The sequence below is a fragment of the Brevundimonas sp. LF-1 genome (assembly GCF_037055305.1).
In the GTDB taxonomy this organism is placed as follows: Bacteria; Pseudomonadota; Alphaproteobacteria; order Caulobacterales; family Caulobacteraceae; genus Brevundimonas; species Brevundimonas sanguinis.
The window spans coordinates 987,406-1,006,659 of the sequence record NZ_CP146349.1 but is presented as its reverse complement, the minus strand read 5'-3'; the positions used below and the strand labels follow the sequence as shown (position 1 = coordinate 1,006,659).

Annotated in this window: 19 protein-coding genes and 4 pseudogenes; 15 read left to right on the top strand and 8 right to left on the bottom strand. The window is 69.5% G+C overall.

Translation table 11 applies throughout. The features are described from left to right. Positions 1 to 21 precede the first annotated feature (21 nt). The 4 genes and pseudogenes from mutS to V8F63_RS05340 all read right to left on the bottom strand — a co-directional run bounded on the left by mutS (position 22) and on the right by V8F63_RS05340 (position 4,961). Positions 22 to 2,649 (bottom strand): DNA mismatch repair protein MutS, encoded by a 2,628-nt coding sequence (mutS, locus tag V8F63_RS05355; RefSeq protein WP_392355040.1) that lies wholly within the window; start codon positions 2,647 to 2,649, stop codon positions 22 to 24. 170 nt (positions 2,650 to 2,819) lie between these two features. Continuing rightward, the gene (locus tag V8F63_RS05350; RefSeq protein ID WP_244093252.1) at positions 2,820 to 3,719 is read right to left on the bottom strand and encodes an aldo/keto reductase; all 900 of its coding nucleotides are present in this window, start codon (positions 3,717 to 3,719) and stop codon (positions 2,820 to 2,822) included. A gap of 70 nt (positions 3,720 to 3,789) precedes the next feature. Next, a pseudogene (gene maiA / locus V8F63_RS05345) lies at positions 3,790 to 4,435 on the bottom strand (maleylacetoacetate isomerase). After that, positions 4,432 to 4,961, bottom strand: a pseudogene (locus tag V8F63_RS05340) (fumarylacetoacetate hydrolase family protein). The pseudogenes maiA and V8F63_RS05340 overlap by 4 nt, the downstream one beginning before the upstream one ends. Positions 4,962 to 5,221: 260 nt before the next feature. On the opposite strand from V8F63_RS05340, the gene V8F63_RS05335 reads away from it, so the two are divergent. The 3 genes from V8F63_RS05335 (at position 5,222) to V8F63_RS05325 (ending at position 6,244) form a co-directional block, all read left to right on the top strand. After that, complete coding sequence (locus tag V8F63_RS05335; protein ID WP_003167924.1) at positions 5,222 to 5,566, top strand: DUF883 family protein; 345 nt, start codon at positions 5,222 to 5,224, stop codon at positions 5,564 to 5,566. A 28-nt stretch (positions 5,567 to 5,594) separates the two neighbouring features. Beyond that, positions 5,595 to 5,963 carry a hypothetical protein gene (locus V8F63_RS05330; RefSeq protein ID WP_392354716.1) on the top strand — a complete coding sequence of 123 codons (369 nt, stop codon included), beginning with the start codon at positions 5,595 to 5,597 and terminating at the stop codon, positions 5,961 to 5,963. Between the two features lie 101 nt (positions 5,964 to 6,064). Further along, positions 6,065 to 6,244 (top strand): DUF1328 domain-containing protein, encoded by a 180-nt coding sequence (locus V8F63_RS05325; RefSeq protein WP_025976523.1) that lies wholly within the window; start codon positions 6,065 to 6,067, stop codon positions 6,242 to 6,244. Positions 6,245 to 6,344: 100 nt separating this feature from the next. Here V8F63_RS05325 and V8F63_RS05320 read toward each other — a convergent pair whose 3' ends face one another. After that, on the bottom strand, positions 6,345 to 6,917 hold the full coding sequence (locus tag V8F63_RS05320) for a metallophosphoesterase (RefSeq protein ID WP_392354715.1): 573 nt from the start codon (positions 6,915 to 6,917) through the stop codon (positions 6,345 to 6,347). Positions 6,918 to 7,002: 85 nt separating this feature from the next. On the opposite strand from V8F63_RS05320, the gene V8F63_RS05315 reads away from it, so the two are divergent. Next, positions 7,003 to 7,134, top strand: a complete 132-nt coding sequence (locus tag V8F63_RS05315; protein ID WP_392354714.1) for a hypothetical protein — start codon at positions 7,003 to 7,005, stop codon at positions 7,132 to 7,134. On the opposite strand, the gene V8F63_RS05310 is transcribed toward V8F63_RS05315, so the two are convergent. Beyond that, positions 7,131 to 7,970, bottom strand: coding sequence for a diacylglycerol kinase family protein (locus V8F63_RS05310; RefSeq protein ID WP_392355039.1), 840 nt, complete (start codon positions 7,968 to 7,970; stop codon positions 7,131 to 7,133). The two genes, V8F63_RS05315 and V8F63_RS05310, sit on opposite strands and share 4 nt — an antisense overlap. A gap of 297 nt (positions 7,971 to 8,267) precedes the next feature. Between V8F63_RS05310 and V8F63_RS05305 the strand changes: the two genes are divergently transcribed. The 4 genes from V8F63_RS05305 (at position 8,268) to V8F63_RS05290 (ending at position 12,216) form a co-directional block, all read left to right on the top strand. Further along, positions 8,268 to 8,621 (top strand): YMGG-like glycine zipper-containing protein, encoded by a 354-nt coding sequence (locus V8F63_RS05305; protein ID WP_025976520.1) that lies wholly within the window; start codon positions 8,268 to 8,270, stop codon positions 8,619 to 8,621. 127 nt (positions 8,622 to 8,748) lie between these two features. After that, the gene (locus tag V8F63_RS05300) at positions 8,749 to 9,204 is read left to right on the top strand and encodes an OmpA family protein (protein WP_235599157.1); all 456 of its coding nucleotides are present in this window, start codon (positions 8,749 to 8,751) and stop codon (positions 9,202 to 9,204) included. A 79-nt stretch (positions 9,205 to 9,283) separates the two neighbouring features. Next, on the top strand, positions 9,284 to 11,518 hold the full coding sequence (locus V8F63_RS05295; protein ID WP_392354713.1) for a thioredoxin family protein: 2,235 nt from the start codon (positions 9,284 to 9,286) through the stop codon (positions 11,516 to 11,518). 23 nt (positions 11,519 to 11,541) lie between these two features. Next, positions 11,542 to 12,216 carry a thioredoxin family protein gene (locus V8F63_RS05290; RefSeq protein ID WP_253120984.1) on the top strand — a complete coding sequence of 225 codons (675 nt, stop codon included), beginning with the start codon at positions 11,542 to 11,544 and terminating at the stop codon, positions 12,214 to 12,216. A 71-nt stretch (positions 12,217 to 12,287) separates the two neighbouring features. On the opposite strand, the gene V8F63_RS05285 is transcribed toward V8F63_RS05290, so the two are convergent. Further along, positions 12,288 to 12,764 (bottom strand): hypothetical protein, encoded by a 477-nt coding sequence (locus V8F63_RS05285; protein WP_253120983.1) that lies wholly within the window; start codon positions 12,762 to 12,764, stop codon positions 12,288 to 12,290. A 167-nt stretch (positions 12,765 to 12,931) separates the two neighbouring features. On the opposite strand from V8F63_RS05285, the gene pgi reads away from it, so the two are divergent. Continuing rightward, on the top strand, positions 12,932 to 14,542 hold the full coding sequence (gene pgi, locus V8F63_RS05280) for a glucose-6-phosphate isomerase (protein WP_253120982.1): 1,611 nt from the start codon (positions 12,932 to 12,934) through the stop codon (positions 14,540 to 14,542). 399 nt (positions 14,543 to 14,941) lie between these two features. Here pgi and V8F63_RS05275 read toward each other — a convergent pair whose 3' ends face one another. Then, a complete protein-coding gene (locus tag V8F63_RS05275; RefSeq protein ID WP_392354712.1) occupies positions 14,942 to 15,109 on the bottom strand; it encodes a hypothetical protein in 168 nt (55 codons plus the stop codon). A 238-nt stretch (positions 15,110 to 15,347) separates the two neighbouring features. On the opposite strand from V8F63_RS05275, the gene groES reads away from it, so the two are divergent. The 6 genes and pseudogenes from groES (at position 15,348) to V8F63_RS05245 (ending at position 19,242) form a co-directional block, all read left to right on the top strand. Beyond that, positions 15,348 to 15,635: a co-chaperone GroES gene (groES, locus tag V8F63_RS05270; protein ID WP_024354450.1), complete on the top strand. Its 288-nt coding sequence runs from the start codon at positions 15,348 to 15,350 to the stop codon at positions 15,633 to 15,635. 56 nt (positions 15,636 to 15,691) lie between these two features. Further along, positions 15,692 to 17,334, top strand: a pseudogene (gene groL / locus V8F63_RS05265) (chaperonin GroEL). A gap of 270 nt (positions 17,335 to 17,604) precedes the next feature. Further along, positions 17,605 to 17,931, top strand: a complete 327-nt coding sequence (locus V8F63_RS05260; protein ID WP_392354711.1) for a hypothetical protein — start codon at positions 17,605 to 17,607, stop codon at positions 17,929 to 17,931. Then, the gene (locus tag V8F63_RS05255; RefSeq protein ID WP_392355038.1) at positions 17,853 to 18,185 is read left to right on the top strand and encodes a M17 family peptidase N-terminal domain-containing protein; all 333 of its coding nucleotides are present in this window, start codon (positions 17,853 to 17,855) and stop codon (positions 18,183 to 18,185) included. Before V8F63_RS05260 ends, V8F63_RS05255 begins: the two co-directional genes overlap by 79 nt. Positions 18,186 to 18,253: 68 nt before the next feature. After that, positions 18,254 to 18,916, top strand: a pseudogene (locus V8F63_RS05250) (M17 family metallopeptidase); the annotation flags it as partial. Between the two features lie 38 nt (positions 18,917 to 18,954). Continuing rightward, the gene (locus tag V8F63_RS05245; protein WP_392355037.1) at positions 18,955 to 19,242 is read left to right on the top strand and encodes a hypothetical protein; all 288 of its coding nucleotides are present in this window, start codon (positions 18,955 to 18,957) and stop codon (positions 19,240 to 19,242) included. The last annotated feature ends 12 nt before the right edge of the window (positions 19,243 to 19,254 follow it).

Below are 19,254 nucleotides of genomic sequence, written 5' to 3'. Positions count from 1 at the left end.
TCCGCCGGGATGAGTGGTTTTTTAGGTCTTAGCCAGCCCCTTCAGCCGATACAGCGCCTCCAGCGCCTCGCGCGGGGTCAGGTCGTCGGGGTCGATGGCGGCGACGGCTTCGTCCAGCATGGACTTCATCGGCGGCGCAGGCGGCTCGGCGGCGGCGAACAGCGGCAGGTCGTCCAGCCGCGCGGTCGCCGCCTTCTCATTCTCCAGCCGCTCCAACACCGCGCGCGCGCGGCCGACCACGGCCATCGGCACGCCCGCCAGCTTGGCCACCTGCACGCCGTAAGAACGATCCGCCGCCCCGGGCGCCGCCTCGTGCAGGAAGACCAGCTCGCCGTTCCACTCGCGCGCCTTCATCGACAGGTTGCAGACGTGGTCCAGCCGTTCCTCGAGCTGGGCCAGCTCGTGATAGTGGGTGGCGAACAGGGTGCGGGCGCGGTTGGTCTCGTGCAGGGCCTCGGCCGTGGCCCAGGCGATGGCCAGGCCGTCGTAGGTGGCGGTGCCGCGCCCGATCTCGTCCAGCACGACGAAGCTGCGCTCCGTCGCCTGAGTCAGGATGGCGGCCGTCTCGACCATCTCCATCATGAAGGTGGAGCGGCCGCGCGCCAGATCGTCGCCGGCGCCGACGCGACTGAACAGCCGATCCACCACACCCAGCTTCATCGACCGCGCCGGCACGAAGGCCCCGGCCTGGGCCAGCACCACCAGAAGCGCGTTCTGACGCAGGAAGGTCGACTTGCCCGCCATGTTCGGCCCGGTGACGATGGACAGGCGCGAGGCGCCGACGCCGTCGCCCGCCAGCTGGCAGTTGTTGGGCGTATAAGGCAGGCCTTGCGCCTTCACCGCCGCCTCGACCACCGGGTGGCGGCCGGCCTCGACGGCGAAGCACAGGCTGTCGTCGACGCTGGGGCGCACGGCCCCGACCTCTTCGGCCCATTCGGCCAGAGCGGCGTGGGCGTCCAGTTCGGCCAGCGCCTCGGCCACGCCCTGCAGCGGTCCGGCCAGACGCGCCACCTCGCGGCGCCAGACCTCGAAGGTCTCGGCCTCGATGGCCAGGGCGCGGTGTCCGGCCTGGCTGATCTTGGCGTCCAGCTCGGACAGCTCGACGGTGGTGAAGCGCACCTGATTGGCCAGGGTCTGGCGGTGGATGAAGGGGCTGTCCGGTCCCGCGCGCAACAGGCCTTCGGCCGCCTTGGCGCTGGTCTCGAGGAAATAGCCGAGGACGGCGTTGTGGCGCACCTTGAAGGCGACGCCGCTGTCGGCGACCGCCTTGGCTTCCAACTCGGCGATGATCTTGCGGCTGTCGTCGCGCAGGGTGCGGGCGGCGTCCAGTTCGGGCCGATGGCCGGGATTCACATAGCCGCCGTCGCGCGCCAGGTGCGGCGGCTCGTCCATCAGGCCGTCGGTCAGTTCGGCCAGCAGGTGCGACAGGTCGCCCTCAAGCGCCAGACCGTCGAGGCAAGCCGTCACTCGCGCAGGCGGTCCGGCCAGCGGGTCGTTGGCGCAGGCGGCGAACAGGGCGCTGAGACCCAGCGCCGTCGTCAAGCCCGAGCGGATCGCCGCCAGATCGCGCGGCCCGCCGCGGCCCAGCGCCAGACGCGAGGTCGCCCGCGCCACATCGGCCGAGGCGCGCAAGGCGTCGCGCAGGTCGCGTCGCAGATCGCGCCGCTCCAGCAACCACTCAACAGCGTCCAGCCCGGCGTTGATCGCCGCCGGATCGCGCAAGGGCCGCGAGATGCGTTCGGCCAGCGCCCGCGCCCCGCCCGAGGTCACGGTGCGGTCGATGGCGTGCAGCAGACTGCCGTCGCGCTCGCCCCTCTGGGTGCGGTCGATCTCTAAGCTGAGGCGCGTCGCCGGATCGATAGCGAGAAAGCCGCTCTCGCCCGAGCGGCGCGGCGGGGTCAGGGCGGGAATCCTGCCCGCCTGCGTCGTCTCCAGATAGGCGGCGATCAGGCCCAGGGCCGAAATCTCGGCCTCCTCAAAGGCGCCGAAACCGTCCAGCGCCGAGACGCCGTAGAGCCGCTGCACCCGATCCTTGGCCCCGACCGGCTCGGCCAGGGCCTGGGGCATGGCCTGGACCACCCCGCCGGAACCGTCCAGCGCCCCCTTCATCGTCTCGTCCGAGAACAGGCGGTCGGGAACCAGCACCTCGGACGGGCGGAACGCCGCCAGCGCCGCGCCCAGATCCGACAGGTCGCAGGCGACCGAATCCACGACGCCCGCCGACAGTTCGACCACCGCCACGGCGGCCCTGCCCTTGCGGATCGCCACGGCCGCCAGCCGGTTGGCGCCGCGCGCGTCCAGCAGCGTGTCCTCGGTCAGTGTGCCGGGCGTCACCACCCGCACGATGTCGCGGTGGACCACGGCCTTGGAGCCGCGCTTCTTCGCCTCGGCCGGGTCTTCCAGCTGTTCGCAGACGGCGACCTTGAAGCCCTGGCGGATCAGCCGCGCCAGATAGCCGTCCATGGCGTGGACGGGCACCCCGGCCATGGGGATGTCCTCGCCCTGGTGCTTGCCGCGTTTGGTCAGGGCGATGCCCAGCGCCGCCGCCGCCTTCTGCGCGTCCTCGAAGAACAGTTCGTAGAAGTCGCCCATGCGGAAGAACAGCATGGCTTCGGGCTGTGTAGCCTTGACCGACAGGTATTGGGCCATGACCGGCGTGGTGCCAGCGTCGGGCTTGAGGTCAGTTTTGGCCAAGGCCTTGGGGGTGGGAAAGCGGCGCGTTCATCTGACCCGCAGGGTGGCGGATCGGGACGGCGGCCTCAAGCGCGGGCGGCGCCCTCATGCACAGGCGAAGGACCGCCTGTGGACAGCTTTGTGGATCAGGCCGCGCTGACGAGGCGCAGGCGCGGGCGCGAGGCCAGGGCGGCGGGGGTCTCGTCCAGCGCCAGGGCGTCCCAGTCGATGTCGGGGCGCGGGGCGTGGGAGGCGGCGATGATGGCGCGCAGTTCGGCTGATGAGGCCACGCTGGCGATGACCGAGGCCACCCCCGGCAGGGTCAGGGCGTAGGCCAGGGCCGCCTGCATCGGATCGACCCGCGCCTCGGCCAGACGGCGGCGCGTGCGGGACAGGGCCATGCCGTGGGCGGCCAGTTCGGGCGGCAGGCTCTCGCGGTTGGCGAACAGCAGGCCCTGCGCAAAGACCGAGGCCAGATGCACTTCAATCCCTTGGCTGGCCAGAGCGGCGATGACGCCGGACCGCGCCGCGCGCTGATCCAGGATGTTGCAGGTCAGTTGCACCACGTCGGGCTGGAAGCGGCGCGCCAGCAAGGCCGGGCCGTCCTCGACCGTGGCGATGAAGCCGACCTTGCGGAAGACGCCGCGATCCTTCAGCGCCTGCAGCCGGTCCCACAGGGCGCGGCCCTCGGCGCCGGCCAGATCGCCAGCGTTCTGCACCAGGACGGCGTCGCCGCGCGGCAGGCCCATACGCTCCAGCGAGCGGCGGGCGCGGGCCTCGACCCGGTCCAGGCCGTCGGCCAGCGGCACGGTGCGCACGGTGACGCGGAAGGGCGAGGGGAAGGGCCAGGCCTGGCCCAGCATGCGCTCCACGTCGCCTTCGGGCCGGGTGGCCACCAGGCCGATCCCGGCGTCGCCTGCGGTCTGCAGCAGATGGCGCGTCGCCTCCTCCCGCTGGCCCGGCGGCAACGGGCGAGACCGATCAGGCTCGACCACCAGGGCGATGGCGAGTTTGTCGGCCGGAGAGGGCGGAACGGCGAATCTCACGACCCCGATCATCCATCTCAAAGCTTAAGGGAGATTGACCGAAATCAAGGTCGTTGGTGAACGAAGACGCTTAATCCGCATCCGGCTGGTTTTCCGGCAGGGCGGCGATGAAGGCGGGGTGGACTTCGGCCCGCGCCTCGATCTCCAGCAAGCGGGGAAGGCCGCCAGATCGACGTGGAACCGCCGCGCCGAATAAAGCTGCGGGATCAGATAGCAGTCCGCCAAAGTCGGCGCCCCGCCGAAGCACCAGCCGTCGCCGTGGCGCACGACCAGGGTCTCGAGCGCCGTGAAGCCGTCGATGATCCACTGACCGGCCCAGGCGTCCACACTCGTCTGATCGGCGCCCATTCCATCGGAGGTCAGGCCTCGCACCGCCTTCAGAACCCGCAGATTGTTGAGCGGATGGATGTCGCAGCCGATCAACGCCGCCATCGCCCGCACCTGCGCCCGGCCCGCCGCGTCCGAAGGCAGCAGGGGCGGCTCAGGATGGGTTTCCTCCAGCCACTCCAGAATGGCCGGGCTCTGGGTCAGCACCAGCCCGTCGTCGGTTTCCAGCGCCGGGACCAGCCCTTGCGGATTGAGCCTAAGGTAGGCCTCGGACTTCTGCGCGCCCGTGCGCAGGTCCAGCGCGCCTGTCGATACTCCAGTTTCTTCAGATTGAGGGCGATGCGGGTGCGGTAGCTGGTGCCCGAGCGCCAGTAGCCATGCAGGATCATGATTGCACCGTGAAGCTGAGCGGGGGCAGGCCCGCGATGACCGCCTCGACCCGATCGCCGGGGCTCAGGGGACCGACCCCTTCGGGCGTTCCGGTGAAGATCAGGTCGCCGGGTTTCAGCGTCCACAGTTCGGCCGCCTTGGACAGGACGCCGTCGACGTCCCAGATCATGTCCGACAGCCGACTGGACTGACGAACTTCGCCGTTGACCTTCAGCTCAATGGCCGCATCGGCGCCGGCGGCGTCAGGCTGAGCGCGCCGCACGGAGCCGACTGGTCGAAGGCCTTGCTCGCCTCCCACGGCCGCCCCTTGGCTTTCGCTTCCGCCTGAAGATCGCGCCGGGTCAGATCGACGCCGACGGCCCAGCCGATCGGCCGGGCGTCTTCGCCCAGCGCCACGACCAGTTCGACTTCGTAATGCAGGTTCCGCGTCGCCGGCGGATAGGCCGGGTCCGCCCCGTCCGCGACCAGGGCGTCGCTCGGCTTGGCGAAGAAGAAGGGGGCGGGCTTGTCCGGGTCGGCCCCCATCTCGCGGGCATGGGCGGCGTAGTTTTGGCCGACGCACAGGATGCGCCGCACGGGCAGGCGGCGCGCCTCGCCGTCGATCGGCAAGGAAGGCGTCGGAGCGGGAGGGAACAACCATTGGGTCATGGCGCTGTTCTAGAAGCGTGGCGCGCGGCGCGCCAGATGGGAAGCCGCGCTGCAGGAACCTTGATCGTCGGTGTGGCGTTCCGGGCAGGGCTTCTCTATTTAATCGTCAAGCTTACACAAGGAGCGGAGCGCGCATCATGGCCACGTCCAAGGCTCGTGAAGACATCAAGAACGACCTCAAGACCCTGAAGGAGGACCTCAAGGCCGGCGCCCGTGAGGAAACCCAGCGTCTGAAGGAAAAGGCCTCCGAGGCCGAAGCCCGCCTGCGCGAGCAGGGCGAGGAACTGCGCGAAAAGGCGCGCGGCTACTACGACGACGCCAAGGTGCGCGGTCGTGAATATTACGACGACGCCGCCGAGAAGTTCGACGAGGCGCAACGCTATGTCGTCGAACGGGTGCAGGAGCGTCCGATTCAGTCGACAGCCATCGCGCTGGGCGTCGGCGTCGTGCTGGGCTTGCTGCTGGCCGGGCGTCGGCGCTGATGATCGGCCGGGGCTCATCAACCGCGCGGTGGCGACGTTCGTCGCCGCCGGCGCGGCCTTCGTGTCGATGGTCGCCGTGGGGGCCACGGTCTACTACCTGCTGTTGCTGGTCGTGATCCCCGTGATCGCCGCCGCCCTGACGGCGTTGCTGTTCGCCCTGATCGCGGCGATCGTGGCCCTGGTGTTCGTGCGCCGCGCCCGCGGCGACGACGATGATGAGGAAGACGCGGAGCCTGAGGGCTTGGGCGCTCGCGCCCTGCATCTGTTCCAGCAGCGTCCGGTTCTGGGCGCCGTCGCCGCCCTGGCCGGCGGCTTCATCTTCCTGCGCAATCCCGCGCTGGCGACAATGGTGGCGGCCGCCTTTACCGAAAAAAGCAGGGTTCGCCGTCGGCGCTAACGGAACAGCCAAGCCTCCGCCGCGTTGTTTCAAGCAAGCGGCGCTGACGACGGGAGTGGTCGAAAGCTCGCTCCCGTCAACATCTTAAGGAGGGTTCGCCTATGCTTCGCTGGGCTATTATTTTCTTCATCATCGCCTTGGTCGCAGCCGTCCTCGGCTTCGGCGGCATCTCGGGCATGTCGTTTGAAATCGCCAAATTCATCGCCATCATTGCGGTGATCCTGTTCGTCGTCTCCCTGGTGGTGGGCGGCATCAGGGGCCGCGGCGGACCGCGCATCTAGCGCCCGCTGCTGCTTAGAAAATCAGGGCCGCGACCTTGGCGTCGCGGCCCTTTTTCGTGGCTGGATCAGCTTCAGGACTAGAGCTTCAGGGGCTAGAACTTCAGGGACGACGACGCGGCAGGCGCCAGGTCTGATGATCGGCGAACCGCCGCCCGTCCCAGGCCACGGCCGACACCGTCACGGCCTCCTCATCCCATTCGATTCGGTTGAAACTGGGCGGCGCCCCGCGCTCTCGATGCGACAGGGTTCCGCAGCCGACGGCGTAGGAGCAGTTGTCGCCCACGTCGACCGGCAGGGCGAACGGCATATGGACGTGGCCGGTCACGATCAGGTCGACTCCTGCGTCGGCGAAGATGCGGGCCGCCCGCTCGCCGCGCTTGACCTCGCCGGTCATCGGCGCGCCGATCATTTCAATGAGCGGGTGATGACAGGCCAGCACCCGCAGGGCGCCTGGCGACGCCTGGCGCAGGGCGTCCGCCGCTCGGCGCGTCTGGTCCAAGTCGATCACCCCCTTGGACCAGTTAAGACGGGCCTGCCAGCCGCGCGCCGTGGTGACCCCGCGGACCATCAGGCGATCCGAACGAAACTCATGATCGTGCGCAGGGTGGCCCGTCGCCTGCTCAAACGCCCGCCAGGGCCAGAACAGCCGCGCCATCACGTCCCAATAGGGCACGTCGTGATTGCCGACGGTGACGAAGACCGGCTTGGGCAGCGCCCGAATCCATTCCCCGGCCGCCGCGAACTCGGCCGGATAGCCCTTGCGTGATGTCGCCGGTGATCAGGGTCAGATCCGGCGCGACAGCGTGGGCGTAATCGGCGGCGGCGGCCACCGCATGTTCATGCTCGCAACCGAAATGAATGTCGGAAAACTGGAGGACGACCCCCACTAGACGCTATCCTCGGCGGCCGCAGGCTTGGGCGCCAGCGCCATGAAGGCGCGCGGCAGGAAGCGCACCGCCGCCTCGCGACCCAACAGCATGGGTTCGCCGTCGATCACCGCCGGGACGCGCGAACGGGCCTCGACAACGACGCGGCGCGCCGGGCGCGTGGTGACGTTGGGATCATGGCGCCAGTCGTCGAACAGAGCATGGGCGGCCAAGCGGAAGGCCTGGGCCGCGTCCCCCGTATTCATGGCCGCAGCCTCCAGCCCGTCGTTCTTCTGCATCGCCTTGGAGATCAGCGGACTAATCAGCACCAAGGCTTCGGCCTTTTGTTTCTGGCCGCCGTCCAGGGCATAGCGCACCCGGCCGGAAAAAGCCTTCTTCAGCGCCCGCCGACCATAGGTCCAGGCCATCTTCAGCTTGCCCTCGCGAATGGCCTCGCGCGCCGGGGCCCACAGGGCGGGCGAGCCCAGGATGGCCGCGCAATAGAAGGCCTCGCCCTCGACCTCTCCGCCGGCCACAGCCAAAGGCGCCCCTTCCTCCAGCGCCAGGCGAAGCGCCTTCTTCCAGTCGCCAGTGCCGTACAGAGCCTTGGGCAGCATGTTCATCGTCCCGCCCGGCAGGGGCGCGATCAGGGGGCCGTCGGCGCCGGCTCGGGCGGCGACAGACCGCGCCGTCCCGTCGCCCGCCAGGATGAACAGCACGTCCGGCTTGGCGGCCAGCGCCTCGGCGATCTGCTCGGGGATGCGCGCGCCCTCCAGCACCACCACCTCGGCCTCGAGGGGGTATTCGGCCAGGATGGCGCCAGCTTCTTCGCACGCCTGACCGCCAACCCCGCCCGACAGCGGATTGACCAGGATGACGACCCGCTCCAGCCGGGCCTCCCCGTCAGCGGCCGCCGCCCCTGCGCCGCATCGCCGGGCGGCGGCGCTCCGGTTTCAACCGCGTTCGGCGCAGGCGAGGCGTCGTTCTGAGCGTCAGTGTTCATGGGCGGCGAACGCCTGCGCACACGGGCGGTTCCCCTTCGGCCAACCCACGCCGCGATTCAAAGTAAAGCTTACGCCGTTCGGCCTCGGAACCGCCTTGTTCGCCCTGCGTTATCGAAGCTTCAGGGGTGCCCCTAAGGGATGAAGGACAGAACCATGAACAAGGCGATTCTCGCCATTGCCGGCGCCGGTCTTCTGGTGACCGCCTGCGCCAGCGACCCGTATTACGGCGGCGGCGCCGGCTCGAGCCAGGCCGTTCGTCAGGGCGCCGTCGGCGCTGGTCTGGGCGCCGTGGCCGGCGCCATCATCGGCAACAACGTCGGCGGCGGCAACGCAGCGACGGGCGCCGCCATCGGCGCCCTAGCCGGCGGCGCAGCCGGCGCCATCCGCGGCTCCAGCCAGGACCGCAACAACCAGCAGCGCTACCGCGACAATCAGGGCCGCTACTACTACTGCTACGACAACCGCCAGAGCGAGTGCTACTGGGAGAACGGCCAGCGCCGTTACTGATCCCGGCGTATAGCCTCTGGCGCCCGAAGCGTTTTCGGGACAATCTTGAAAGGGCGATCCGCACGGCGCGGGTCGCCCTTTTTGCTGAAGGCAGCGCACGCCGCATGGCGCGCGCGAGGGGGCTGAGATGAAGCGTGTTTCCGCAGTCGTTATGATGGCCCTGGGCCTGACCGCCGCCGGTTGCGCCGCCACCAGCGGTTATAAGCAGCGCAGCGATCTGGTCAGCGACCCGTCGGCCTGCGCCGACAAACGGTTCGAAGTCTATTTCGTCCCCGATCAAGCCACCCTGACCGACGCCGCCCGCATGGCCATCGGCATGACCGCGACCCAGCTTCAGGGCTGCCAGATCAAGCACGTCAAGGTGACCGGCCTGGCCGACGCCCGCAGCGGCACGGCGGCCGCCAATCAGAGCATTTCCGAACGGCGCGCCCGCGCCGTCGCCGAAGCCCTGGCCGGCGCCGGCCTGCCCGCCCCCGCCTTCGACATCGAGGCCGCCGGGGCCGACGGCGCGGTCGTGGGCGGGGTCAACGACCCCTTGCGCCGCCGCACCGAGGTGCTGATCGAGGTCGTCGCCCCGCGCTGAGGCCCGGGCCGTCCGCTGCGGCCCGCCGTCGCGGGCCGTGGCTAGGCGGGGCTCAAGGGTCTAAGCTCGCGCCTTTCCTTTGATCCTGTTTCCGGCCTCGCCCTTGCGCATCCTGTTTCTGCTCCTGACCTGGCTCGCCCTTGGCCTGACCCCGGCCCTTCCGGCGGCGGCGAGCGTCCCGGCGTCCGAGGTCGCCCTGCGCGACGCCCTGGCGGCCGGGGCCGCGCCGGTCGCCAGGGCCTCCGCTGCGCCCGGCCCGCAGCGCACCGAGCGGATCGAGGCGGAACTGGTCCCCATGAGCGCCTGGGCCGTCCCCGGCTCGACCGCCGTCGTCGCCATCCGCCAGCAGATCAAGCCCGGCTGGCACACCTATTGGCGCAATCAGGGCGATTCCGGCGGACCGACGACCCTTACGTGGTCCCTGCCTGCGGGCGTTGCGCCGGGCGACATCCTATGGCCCCTGCCCGAGCGTCAGCGGCTGCAGAGCCTGATGAACTACGGCTATTCCGGCGCCGTCTTCCTGCCCGTCCCGATCGAGATTCCAGCGGACGCCGCGCCGGGCAGCAGCCTACCCTTGCGCGTCACCGCCCACTTCTACGTCTGCAGCGACGAGATGTGCGTGCCCGAAGACCTCGACCTGGCGCTGGACCTGCCGGTGCGCGAGGGCGCGGCGCCGCTGGACCCGCGCTTCGGTCAGGCGATCCAGGATGTCGTCGCCGCCGCTCCGCGTCCCGCCGGGATCGAGGCGCGCGTCGCCCTGGCCGACGGCCGTCTGGTGCTGACGGCCAGCGGCGGCCCGTTGGCGGGCGCCGCGCCCAAGTGGGCCTATTTCCATCCGTTCGAGGGCGGGCTGATCGACCACGCCGCCGCCCAGTCGGGCGAGCGCGGGCCGCAGGGGCTGACCGTGACCGTCGCCGCCGGGCGCGGCCTGACGTCCAATGGATTGAAGGGGCCGATCAGCGGCGTCCTGTCCACCGATCTGGGCGCCTGGGAGATCACGGCCGAGCCGGGCGCCGCCCTGACCGGCGTCACAGGCGACGGCGCGATCGGCGATGGCGAGGGCGCGCAGGCAGCCGCCGCCCCCGCCCTGCCCGACTTCGCCAAGGCGGCCCTGTTCGCCCTGCTGGGCGGGCTGATCCTGAATCTGATGCCCTGCGTCTTCCCCATACTGGCGATGAAGGCGGCCTCGCTCAGCCGCGCCGCCCATCAGCCGGCCGAGGCGCGCCGCGACGGCCTGGCCTTCCTGGCCGGCGTGCTGGCGACCTTCCTGGTGCTGGCGAGCGCCCTGCTGGCCCTGCGCGCGGGCGGCCAGGCGCTGGGCTGGGGCTTCCAACTGCAGTCGCCGGGCGTGGTGGCGGCGCTGGCCCTGCTGATGCTGGCGGTGGCGCTGAACCTGTCGGGCGTCTTCCACATCGGCGCCGGGCTGCAGGGCGCCGGGCACGGCCCGCTGTCGCGCCTGCCCGGCGTCGCGGGCGCCTTCTTCACCGGCGTGTTGGCCGTGGTCGTGGCCGCCCCGTGCACCGCCCCCTTCATGGCCTTCGCCCTGGGCGCCGCCCTGTTCATGCCCTGGCCGATGGCGCTGGCGGTCTTCCTGATGCTGGGGCTGGGACTGGCCCTGCCCTATGTGCTGATCAGCCTCAATCCGCGCCTGCTGGCCCGCCTGCCCAAGCCGGGGCCGTGGATGGAGACGCTGCGCAACCTGCTGGCCTTCCCCATGTACGGCGCCGCCCTGTGGCTGGCCTGGGTCTACGGCCGCCAGACCGTCGACGCGCTCGCCCTACTTTTCGGCGCGGGCCTGATGCTGGCGCTGGCGCTGTGGCTCTATGGCCGGGCGCAAGCCGCGCCGGGCAAGGGCCGGGCACCCGCTATCGGCGCTCTGCTGGCCGCGATCGCGGCGCTGGGCCTGGGCGTGCTGGCGGGCAAGGCCCCCGCCGCTTCCTCTGAGAGCGCCGCCGCCGTCTCCCGCCTGTCGTCTCAGCCCTGGTCCGAGCAGGCGGTTCAGGGCGCCCTCGCCGAAGGGCGTCCGGTTCTGGTCAACTTCACCGCCGACTGGTGCGTGACCTGCAAGGTCAATGAGAGCACGGCCCTGTCCTCGGCCCGCACGGCGCAGGCGCTGGAGCAAGCCAACGCCGTCTATCTGGTCGGCGACTGGACGCGGCGCGACGACGCCATCACCGCCGAACTGCAGCGCCACGGCCGCTCGGGCGTGCCGCTGTATCTGGTCTATGCGCCGGGCCGGGCCCAGCCGCGCATCCTGCCGCAACTTCTGACCGAAGGCGTCGTCATCGACGCGCTGAAGGACGCCATCGACTGAACTTCATCTCTGGGGAGACCGCCATGTTCCGCCTGCTGACCGCCGCTTCCGTCTCTCTTCTGCTGCTGGCCGCCTGCCAGCAGCCGCCTGCCGCATCGCCCGAGCGCACGGAGAACGCCGCCGCCGCGCCCGAAGCGACCGAGGCGCCGGGTCCCGGCGAAATGGCCCCCGCCTTCACCCTGGTCGACGCGCAGGGGCAGCAGCGGTCCCTGGCCGACTTCCGCGGCAAGACGGTCGTGCTGGAGTGGACCAACGAAGGCTGTCCCTTCGTGAAGAAGCACTATACCGGCGCCATGCAGGCTCTGCAGCGCGAGGCGACGGCCGACGGGGTGGTCTGGCTGACCATCATCTCCTCGGCGCCGGGCACGCAGGGCTTCGTCGAGGGCGAGGAGGCGCAAGCCTGGAAGGCCAAGCACAAGGCCGCCTTCACCCACCTGCTGCTCGATCCGACCGGCGAAGTCGGCAAGCGCTATGACGCCAAGACCACGCCCGACATGCGCATCATCGACCCGGAGGGGCGGTTGATCTACGTCGGCGGCATCGACGACCGGCCGACCAACAAGGTCGAGGACCTGAACGGCGCCAACAACTTCGTCCGCGCCGCCCTGGCCGACGCCAAGGCCGGACGCCCCGTCCAGACCGCTTATGCCGCGCCCTACGGCTGCGCCATCAAATACCCGGAGACAGTCGAGGGGTGATCGCCCCTCTCCAACTTGGCCTCAAGCAGCGCGACGCGCGGTAGGCCCAAACATCAAGCCACAGCCAGAGGCTACGCCTCGGGCTGTGGCGGCGAAGTGATGACCTCGACGTTGTCGTTCAGCAGGTAGGACAGTTCGTCCAGCGCCAGCTTGCGGGCCGACGCGTCAGCGGCGCTCTCCAGCGCGGCGACCTTCAGAGGAAGGTCTTCTGAGATGCCGCGCAGGATGCATTTCAGGTCGTTGTCCGTGCCGCGTTCCTTGAGGATCAGATGACCCTGCATGTCGCGCTGTGCCAGGTCCGCCGCCTGCCCCTTGAACGCCGCCCAGGCCGCGCCGGAGAAGAAGCCCGAGCGGTCCGCCTCGCCCGAGGCCATCCAGCCGTCGACGATCGACTTCAGCGCGCCCGAGCGGGCGACCAGATCGGCGAACAGAGGCTCCTGCGCCACCGACACCGGAGCCGCGGGGGCGACGGGCGGCAGGGCGGCGGCTTCGGCGACGGCGGGATCGGCCAGCATCAAGGCGACCGCGAGGGCTATTCCGCAGGACATGGCGTGCCTTTCACAAAGGACCGGGGGACAATCGGCTTCCGGCTGGAAATCCAGCTTGACCCCAACTCGGATTGAACTCTTCTCGGCCTGAGCCGTAAACCAGAGCCTGCAAACCCCGGGCCAGAGCGCGGATCGCTTCCGAACACGGCCCCCTATGGGAGACCAAGATGCCGCATGTCGCCTGGACTGAACTGGAGGCCGCCGCCCGTCAGGACGCGCAGTCCCGCATCCAGGACCAGTTCGCCGCCGACCCCGACCGGCTATCGCGGATGACGCTGGACGCGGCAGGCCTGCACCTGGATCTGTCCAAGCAGAGCTGGTCCCGGGCCGGGTTCGAGGCCGCCCTGGCGCTGGCGCGGGCCTGCGACGTCGAGGGCCGCCGCGCCGCCCTGTTCGCGGGCGAGGCCGTGAACCTGACCGAAGGGCGGGCGGTGTTGCATCCGGCCCTGCGGGCGCCGGACGGCGCGTCATTCCATGCGCTGGGCGAGCCGGTGTCGGCCGAGGTCGAGGCGGTGCGCGCCGAAATGAAGACCTACGCCCAAGCTTTGCGGTGCGGAAATGAGACAGGCGCCACGGGACGCCGGTTCGAGACGGTGCTTCATATCGGCATCGGCGGCTCGGACCTGGGGCCGCGCCTGATCTGGGACGCCCTGCGTCCGCTGGACCCGGACATCGACCTGCGCTTCGTCGCCAACATCGACCCGCGCGACATGGCCGAGGCCCTCGTCGGGCTGGACCCGGAAACCACCCTCGTCGTCGTCGTCTCCAAGACCTTCACCACCCAAGAAACCTTGACCAACGCCGAGGCCGCCAAGGCGTGGCTGGCGGCCTCCCTGCCGGCTGAGGGGCTGGCCAAACACTTCATCGGCGTCACCGCCGCGCCGGAGAAGGCGCAGGCCTTCGGCTGCGGCCGCACCTTCGCGTTCCGAGACTGGGTCGGCGGTCGCTATTCCCTGTGGTCCGCGGTCAGCCTGTCGTGCGTCATCGCCCTGGGGTGGGAGGTGTTTCAGGCGTTTCTGGACGGCGCCGCCGAGATGGACCGCCACTTCCTCGAGGCCCCGCTGGAGAAGAATGCGCCGGTGCTGCTGGCGCTGGCCGAAATCTACAATGTCGACGGCCTGCATCGCGGGGCCCGCAGCGTCGCGCCCTACGCCCACGCCCTGCGCCGCCTGCCCGCCTTCCTCCAGCAGTTGGAGATGGAGTCGAACGGAAAACAGGTGCGCCGCGACGGATCGCCCGCCGGGCGCCAGACCTGTCCCGTCGTTTTCGGCGAACCCGGATCCAACGGCCAGCACGCCTTCTTCCAGCAATTGCATCAGGGACCGCAGGTCGTTCCTGTCGACTTTATCGTCGCCCGTCGCACCTGCGAGAAAGCATCTGCGACGGCCCTGTGGGCCAACGCCCTGGCCCAGGCCCAGGCCCTGATGCTGGGGAAGAGCGAGGCTGAGACGCATGCTGAACTGATCGCCTCGGGCGCTTCGGAGGCAGAGGCCGACCGCCTGGCGCCGCACAAGGCTTTCCCAGGAAACCGCCCGTCGACGACGGTTGTGATGGAGCGGCTAACGCCGCAGGCCCTGGGCGCCCTGATCGCCCTTTATGAGCACAAGACCTTCGTCGAGGGCGCGATCTGGGACATCAACAGCTTCGATCAGTGGGGCGTGGAACTGGGCAAGGTTCTGGCCAAGGCCCTGTTAAAAGACGTCGCCAGCGGCGCGCCGTCGGCTGATCTGGACCCGTCGACGGCCGCCCTGCTGGGCCGGCTGGCGCCCGCGCGCTGATCGCGCACAGGGCCAAGGACGGCGTCTCTCAACGCAAAAAGGCCCGGTCGCGAGACCGGACCTTTCCTTAGCGCGCCGTCCGCTTACCAGCGGCGGTCGTAGCGGTAGTCGCGATCGCGGCGGTTCTGGTAGCTGCGCCACTCGCCGTGGTTCCTCCAGTAGCGGCCATCGCGGTAATAGCGCCCGTTATTTCGCTCATAGCGACCGTTATTGCGTTCATAGCGATCGTTATAATAGCCGTCGCGGCTATTGATGCCGTGCTCACGCTCCCAATGGCCCTGGTTCCGGTAGCAGCGGCCGCCGCGGTAATATTCACAGCCGTCGCCGCGGTTCGAGGCCGCGCCCAGGGCCGCGCCGGCTAGCGCGCCCCCGCGACATAGCGTCCATCGCCCTGGCCGATCAGCGCGCCGGCGACGCCGCCGACCACGGCGCCCAGAACGGCGTCACGGCCGGTGTTGTCGCGATCGCGGTCACGATAATCTGCGCGGCGGCCGGGGTCGTGGCCAGCATCGTCACAACCAGAGCAGGGGCGATAGCGCCGGCGCCGATCTTGAACAGGGTCTTCATGGCGGGCTCCTTTCGAAAGCCGGTTGATCCGTTGTCCCCCTTTTAGCGAAGCCTGTCTGAACGACCCCAGGGGCCTCTGTTCATTTTCGCTTCATCCAGGCGCCTATTGGCGCCGCCTCGCCCTTGACGCCTGCGGCTCCCCTGCCTAACTCCCGGGTCGTTAGCACTCGGGGAGGGCGACTGCCAAAAGTCGCGGGCTCCGAGGGCTGAAACCAACATCCTAACGGGAGTTACTCAGATGGCGTTTCGTCCGCTCGGCGACCGCGTGCTGGTCAAGCGCGTTGAAGAAGAATCCAAGACCAAGGGCGGGATCATCATCCCCGACACCGCCAAGGAAAAGCCCCAGGAAGGCGAAGTCGTCGCCGTGGGCCCCGGCGTCCGTGACGAAGACGGCAAGTTCGTCGCCCTGGAGCTGAAGGCCGGCGACCGCGTCCTGTTCGGCAAGTGGTCGGGCAGCGAAGTGAAGATCGACGGCGAAGACCTGATCATCATGAAGGAAACCGACGTCCTGGGCGTGCTGTCGTAAGACGCGTCCTGGTTTCCGGTTTCTCGCGTAAAAACATCTAGATAGGAGCAGCCCGCATGGCCGCTAAAATCGTAAAATTCAACACCGACGCCCGCGACAAGATGCTCAAGGGCGTCAACATCCTGGCTGACGCCGTCAAGGTGACCCTGGGGCCGAAGGGCCGCCACGTCGTGATCCAGAAGTCGTTCGGCGCCCCGCGCTCGACCAAGGACGGCGTCTCGGTGGCCAAGGAAATCGAGCTGGAAGACGCCTTCGAGAACATGGGCGCCCAGATGATCCGCGAAGTCGCCTCCAAGGCGAACGACAAGGCGGGCGACGGCACCACCACCGCCACCGTCCTGGCCCAGGCCATCGTCCAGGAAGGCCTGAAGGCCGTGGCCGCCGGCATGAACCCGATGGATCTGAAGCGCGGCATCGACAAGGCTGTCGAAGCGGTGCTGGAAGAGGTCAAGTCGAACTCCAAGCCGGTCTCCAACAACTCGGAAATCGCCCAGGTCGGCACCATCTCGGCCAACGGCGACGCTGAAATCGGCGACCTGATCGCCCAGGCCATGGCCAAGGTCGGCAACGAAGGCGTCATCACCGTCGAAGAAGCCAAGACCGCCGAAACCACCGTCGACATCGTCGAGGGCATGCAGTTCGACCGCGGCTACCTGTCGCCCTACTTCATTACCAACCCGGACAAGATGGAGGCCGTCCTCGAAGAGCCGCTCATCCTGCTCCACGAGAAGAAGCTGACCTCGCTGCAGCCGATGCTGCCGGTGCTGGAAGCCGTGGTTCAGTCGGGTCGTCCCCTGCTGATCATCGCCGAGGACATCGAAGGCGAAGCCCTGGCCACCCTGGTGGTCAACAAGCTGCGCGGCGGCCTGCGCGTCGCCGCCGTCAAGCGCCGGGCTTCGGCGACCGCCGCAAGGCCATGCTGGAAGACATCGCCATCCTGACGGGCGGCCAGGTCATCTCGGAAGACCTCGGCATCAAGCTGGAAACGGTCACGCTCGATATGCTGGGCAAGGCCAAGAAGGTCCAGATCACCAAGGACGACACCACCATCGTCGAAGGCGCTGGCGAGAAGGACGGCATCGAAGCCCGCGTCGGCCAGATCAAGCGTCAGATCGAGGACACCACCTCGGACTACGACCGCGAGAAGCTGCAAGAGCGCCTGGCCAAGCTGGCCGGCGGCGTCGCCGTCCTGCGCGTCGGCGGCTCGACCGAGGTCGAGGTCAAGGAGAAGAAGGACCGCGTCGACGACGCCCTGAACGCAACCCGCGCCGCTGCCGACGAAGGCATCGTCCCGGGCGGCGGCGTGGCCCTGCTGAAGGCCTCCAAGGTGCTGGCCGCGCTGAAGGTCGACAACGCCGACCAGACCGCCGGCGTCAACATCGTCCGTCGCGCCCTGCAGGCTCCGATCCGTCAGATCTCGGAAAACTCGGGCGTCGAAGGCTCGATCGTGGTCGGCAAGGTGCTGGAGTCGGACAAGGCCAACTTCGGCTTCAACGCCCAGACCGAGGAGTACGGCGACCTGGTGGAGATGGGCGTCATCGACCCGGCCAAGGTCGTCCGCTCGGCCCTGGCCTCGGCCGGCTCGGTCGCGGGCATCATGATCACGACCGAAGCCGCCATCGCCGACGCGCCCAAGAAGGCCTCGGCCGGCGCCCCCGACATGGGCGGCATGGGCGGCATGGGCGGCATGGACTTCTAAAGAAGTCCATCGTGACGCCCATCACTTAAAGTGGCTGGACCGACTGACGTCGGTTCAGCGGGCGGCATGGACTTCTAAAGAGGTTCATCAGCCTCAGACGACGGGAGGGCGGGATCGAAAGGTCCCGCCCTTTCTCTTGGGCTGCGCCTTCCCGATCGCGCGGACCCGGCGCGACAAGGCGTCGCGCCCTTCCGTCAGCGGAGCGGTTGCTCCCACGTCACGGTCCCGCCCATAAAGGCGCCTTCATCGTCACAGAGGGGGCCCTGATCGATGCGCCGCACCACCCGTATTCCGTCCTTCGCCGCAGCCGCGCTGATCGCCGCCGCCGGTCTGAGCGTCGCCGTCCCGGCCGAGGCGCAATCGCGCCGCGCCGCGCCCGCCGCCGAGCGTTCCGATTGGCCCGCCCGCGCCGCCCCGGCTCAGGCGCGCGCCGTGACCTTCGCCGCCGCTGCTGCGCCGTCTGGCTCTCTGGTCCTGCCGCTGGCGTCGGAGGCTGAGCCAACGCGCGCGGCGCGTCCCTGGACGCCGCCACGCGTCAGGCCATCGCCTCGGCCATCAGCGCCGCCCGCTTCGACTATAAGCCCCGCCAGACCCTGAACCTGCACGGCGTCGGCGGCTGGGATCGCATCCTGATCGTGGGTCTCGGCGAAGCGCCGAAAGCCGCCGACATCCAGACCGCCGGCATCGTCGCCGGCCGCGCCCTGAACAGCCAACCCGGCGCCCTGACGGCCCTGGCGACCGGCCTGTCGGCGGATATGGCGTCGGAGCTGGCGACGGGGCTGGGCATCGGCCACTACCGCTCGGACCTCTATGTCACCACCGGCCGCGACCGTCCGGCGCCGGCGCCCTGACCGTGGTGGCCGACGACGTTGGCAATGCTCAAGCGCACTATCGTCGCGGCGCGGCTCTGGTCGAGGCCATGGCCTGGACCCGCGACGTGTCCAATGAACCGGCCAACGTCATCTATCCAGAGACCTTCGTCGAGCGCGCCCGCGCCGCCTTCGCCGGCGTGCCGGGGGTCGAGATCACCGTGCTGGACGTGCCGGCGATGCAGCGGCTGGGCATGGGCGCCATCCTCGGCTCGGGTCAGGGATCGGCCCGTCCGCCGCGTATGCTGGCCGTGCATTATCGCGGTCAGGGCGCGCCGTCGGCAGGGCCGGTGGCCCTGTTGGGCAAGGGCATCACCTTCGATTCCGGCGGCATCTCGCTGAAGCCCGGCTCTAACATGGGCAATATGAAGATGGACATGTCCGGCGCCGCCAGCGTCGTCGGCGCCGTCCTGGCCCTGGCCAAGGGTGGAGCGCCGGTGGACGTGGTCGCCGTCGCCGCCCTGTCGGAAAACATGCCGGGCGGCAACGCCATCCGCCCCGCCGACGTCCTGACCGCCATGAACGGAAAGACCATCGAGATCGTCTCGACCGACGCCGAGGGCCGCCTGGTGCTGGCCGACGCCGTGGTCTGGGCCGACACGACGATGAACCCGGCCGCCATCGTCGATGTGGCCACCCTGACCGGCTCGGTCGGCGGCGCACTGGGCGGCGACTATGCGGGCCTGTTCAGCCGTCACGACGCCCTGGCCGATCAGCTGAAGACGGCGGGCGAGGCGACGGGCGAAACCCTGTGGCAGTTGCCGCTGCACCCTCCTATGTGCGGGCCACATCTTCGACCATCGCCGACATCAAGAACTCGGGCGACGGCGGCGCGGGCGCGGGCACCGGCGCCCACTTCATCGGCTATTTCGCCCGGCCCGAGACGCCCTGGGCGCACCTGGACATCGCCAACATGGCCTTCGGCGGCGCCAATGACGTCAAGCCGGCCGGTTCGGCGGGCTACAGCGTCCGTCTGCTGGAGCGCTTCGTGCGCGACTTCCAGCCGGTGGCCAAGGAGAAGGGCACGGGCGGCTACTAAAGCCGCCCCAAG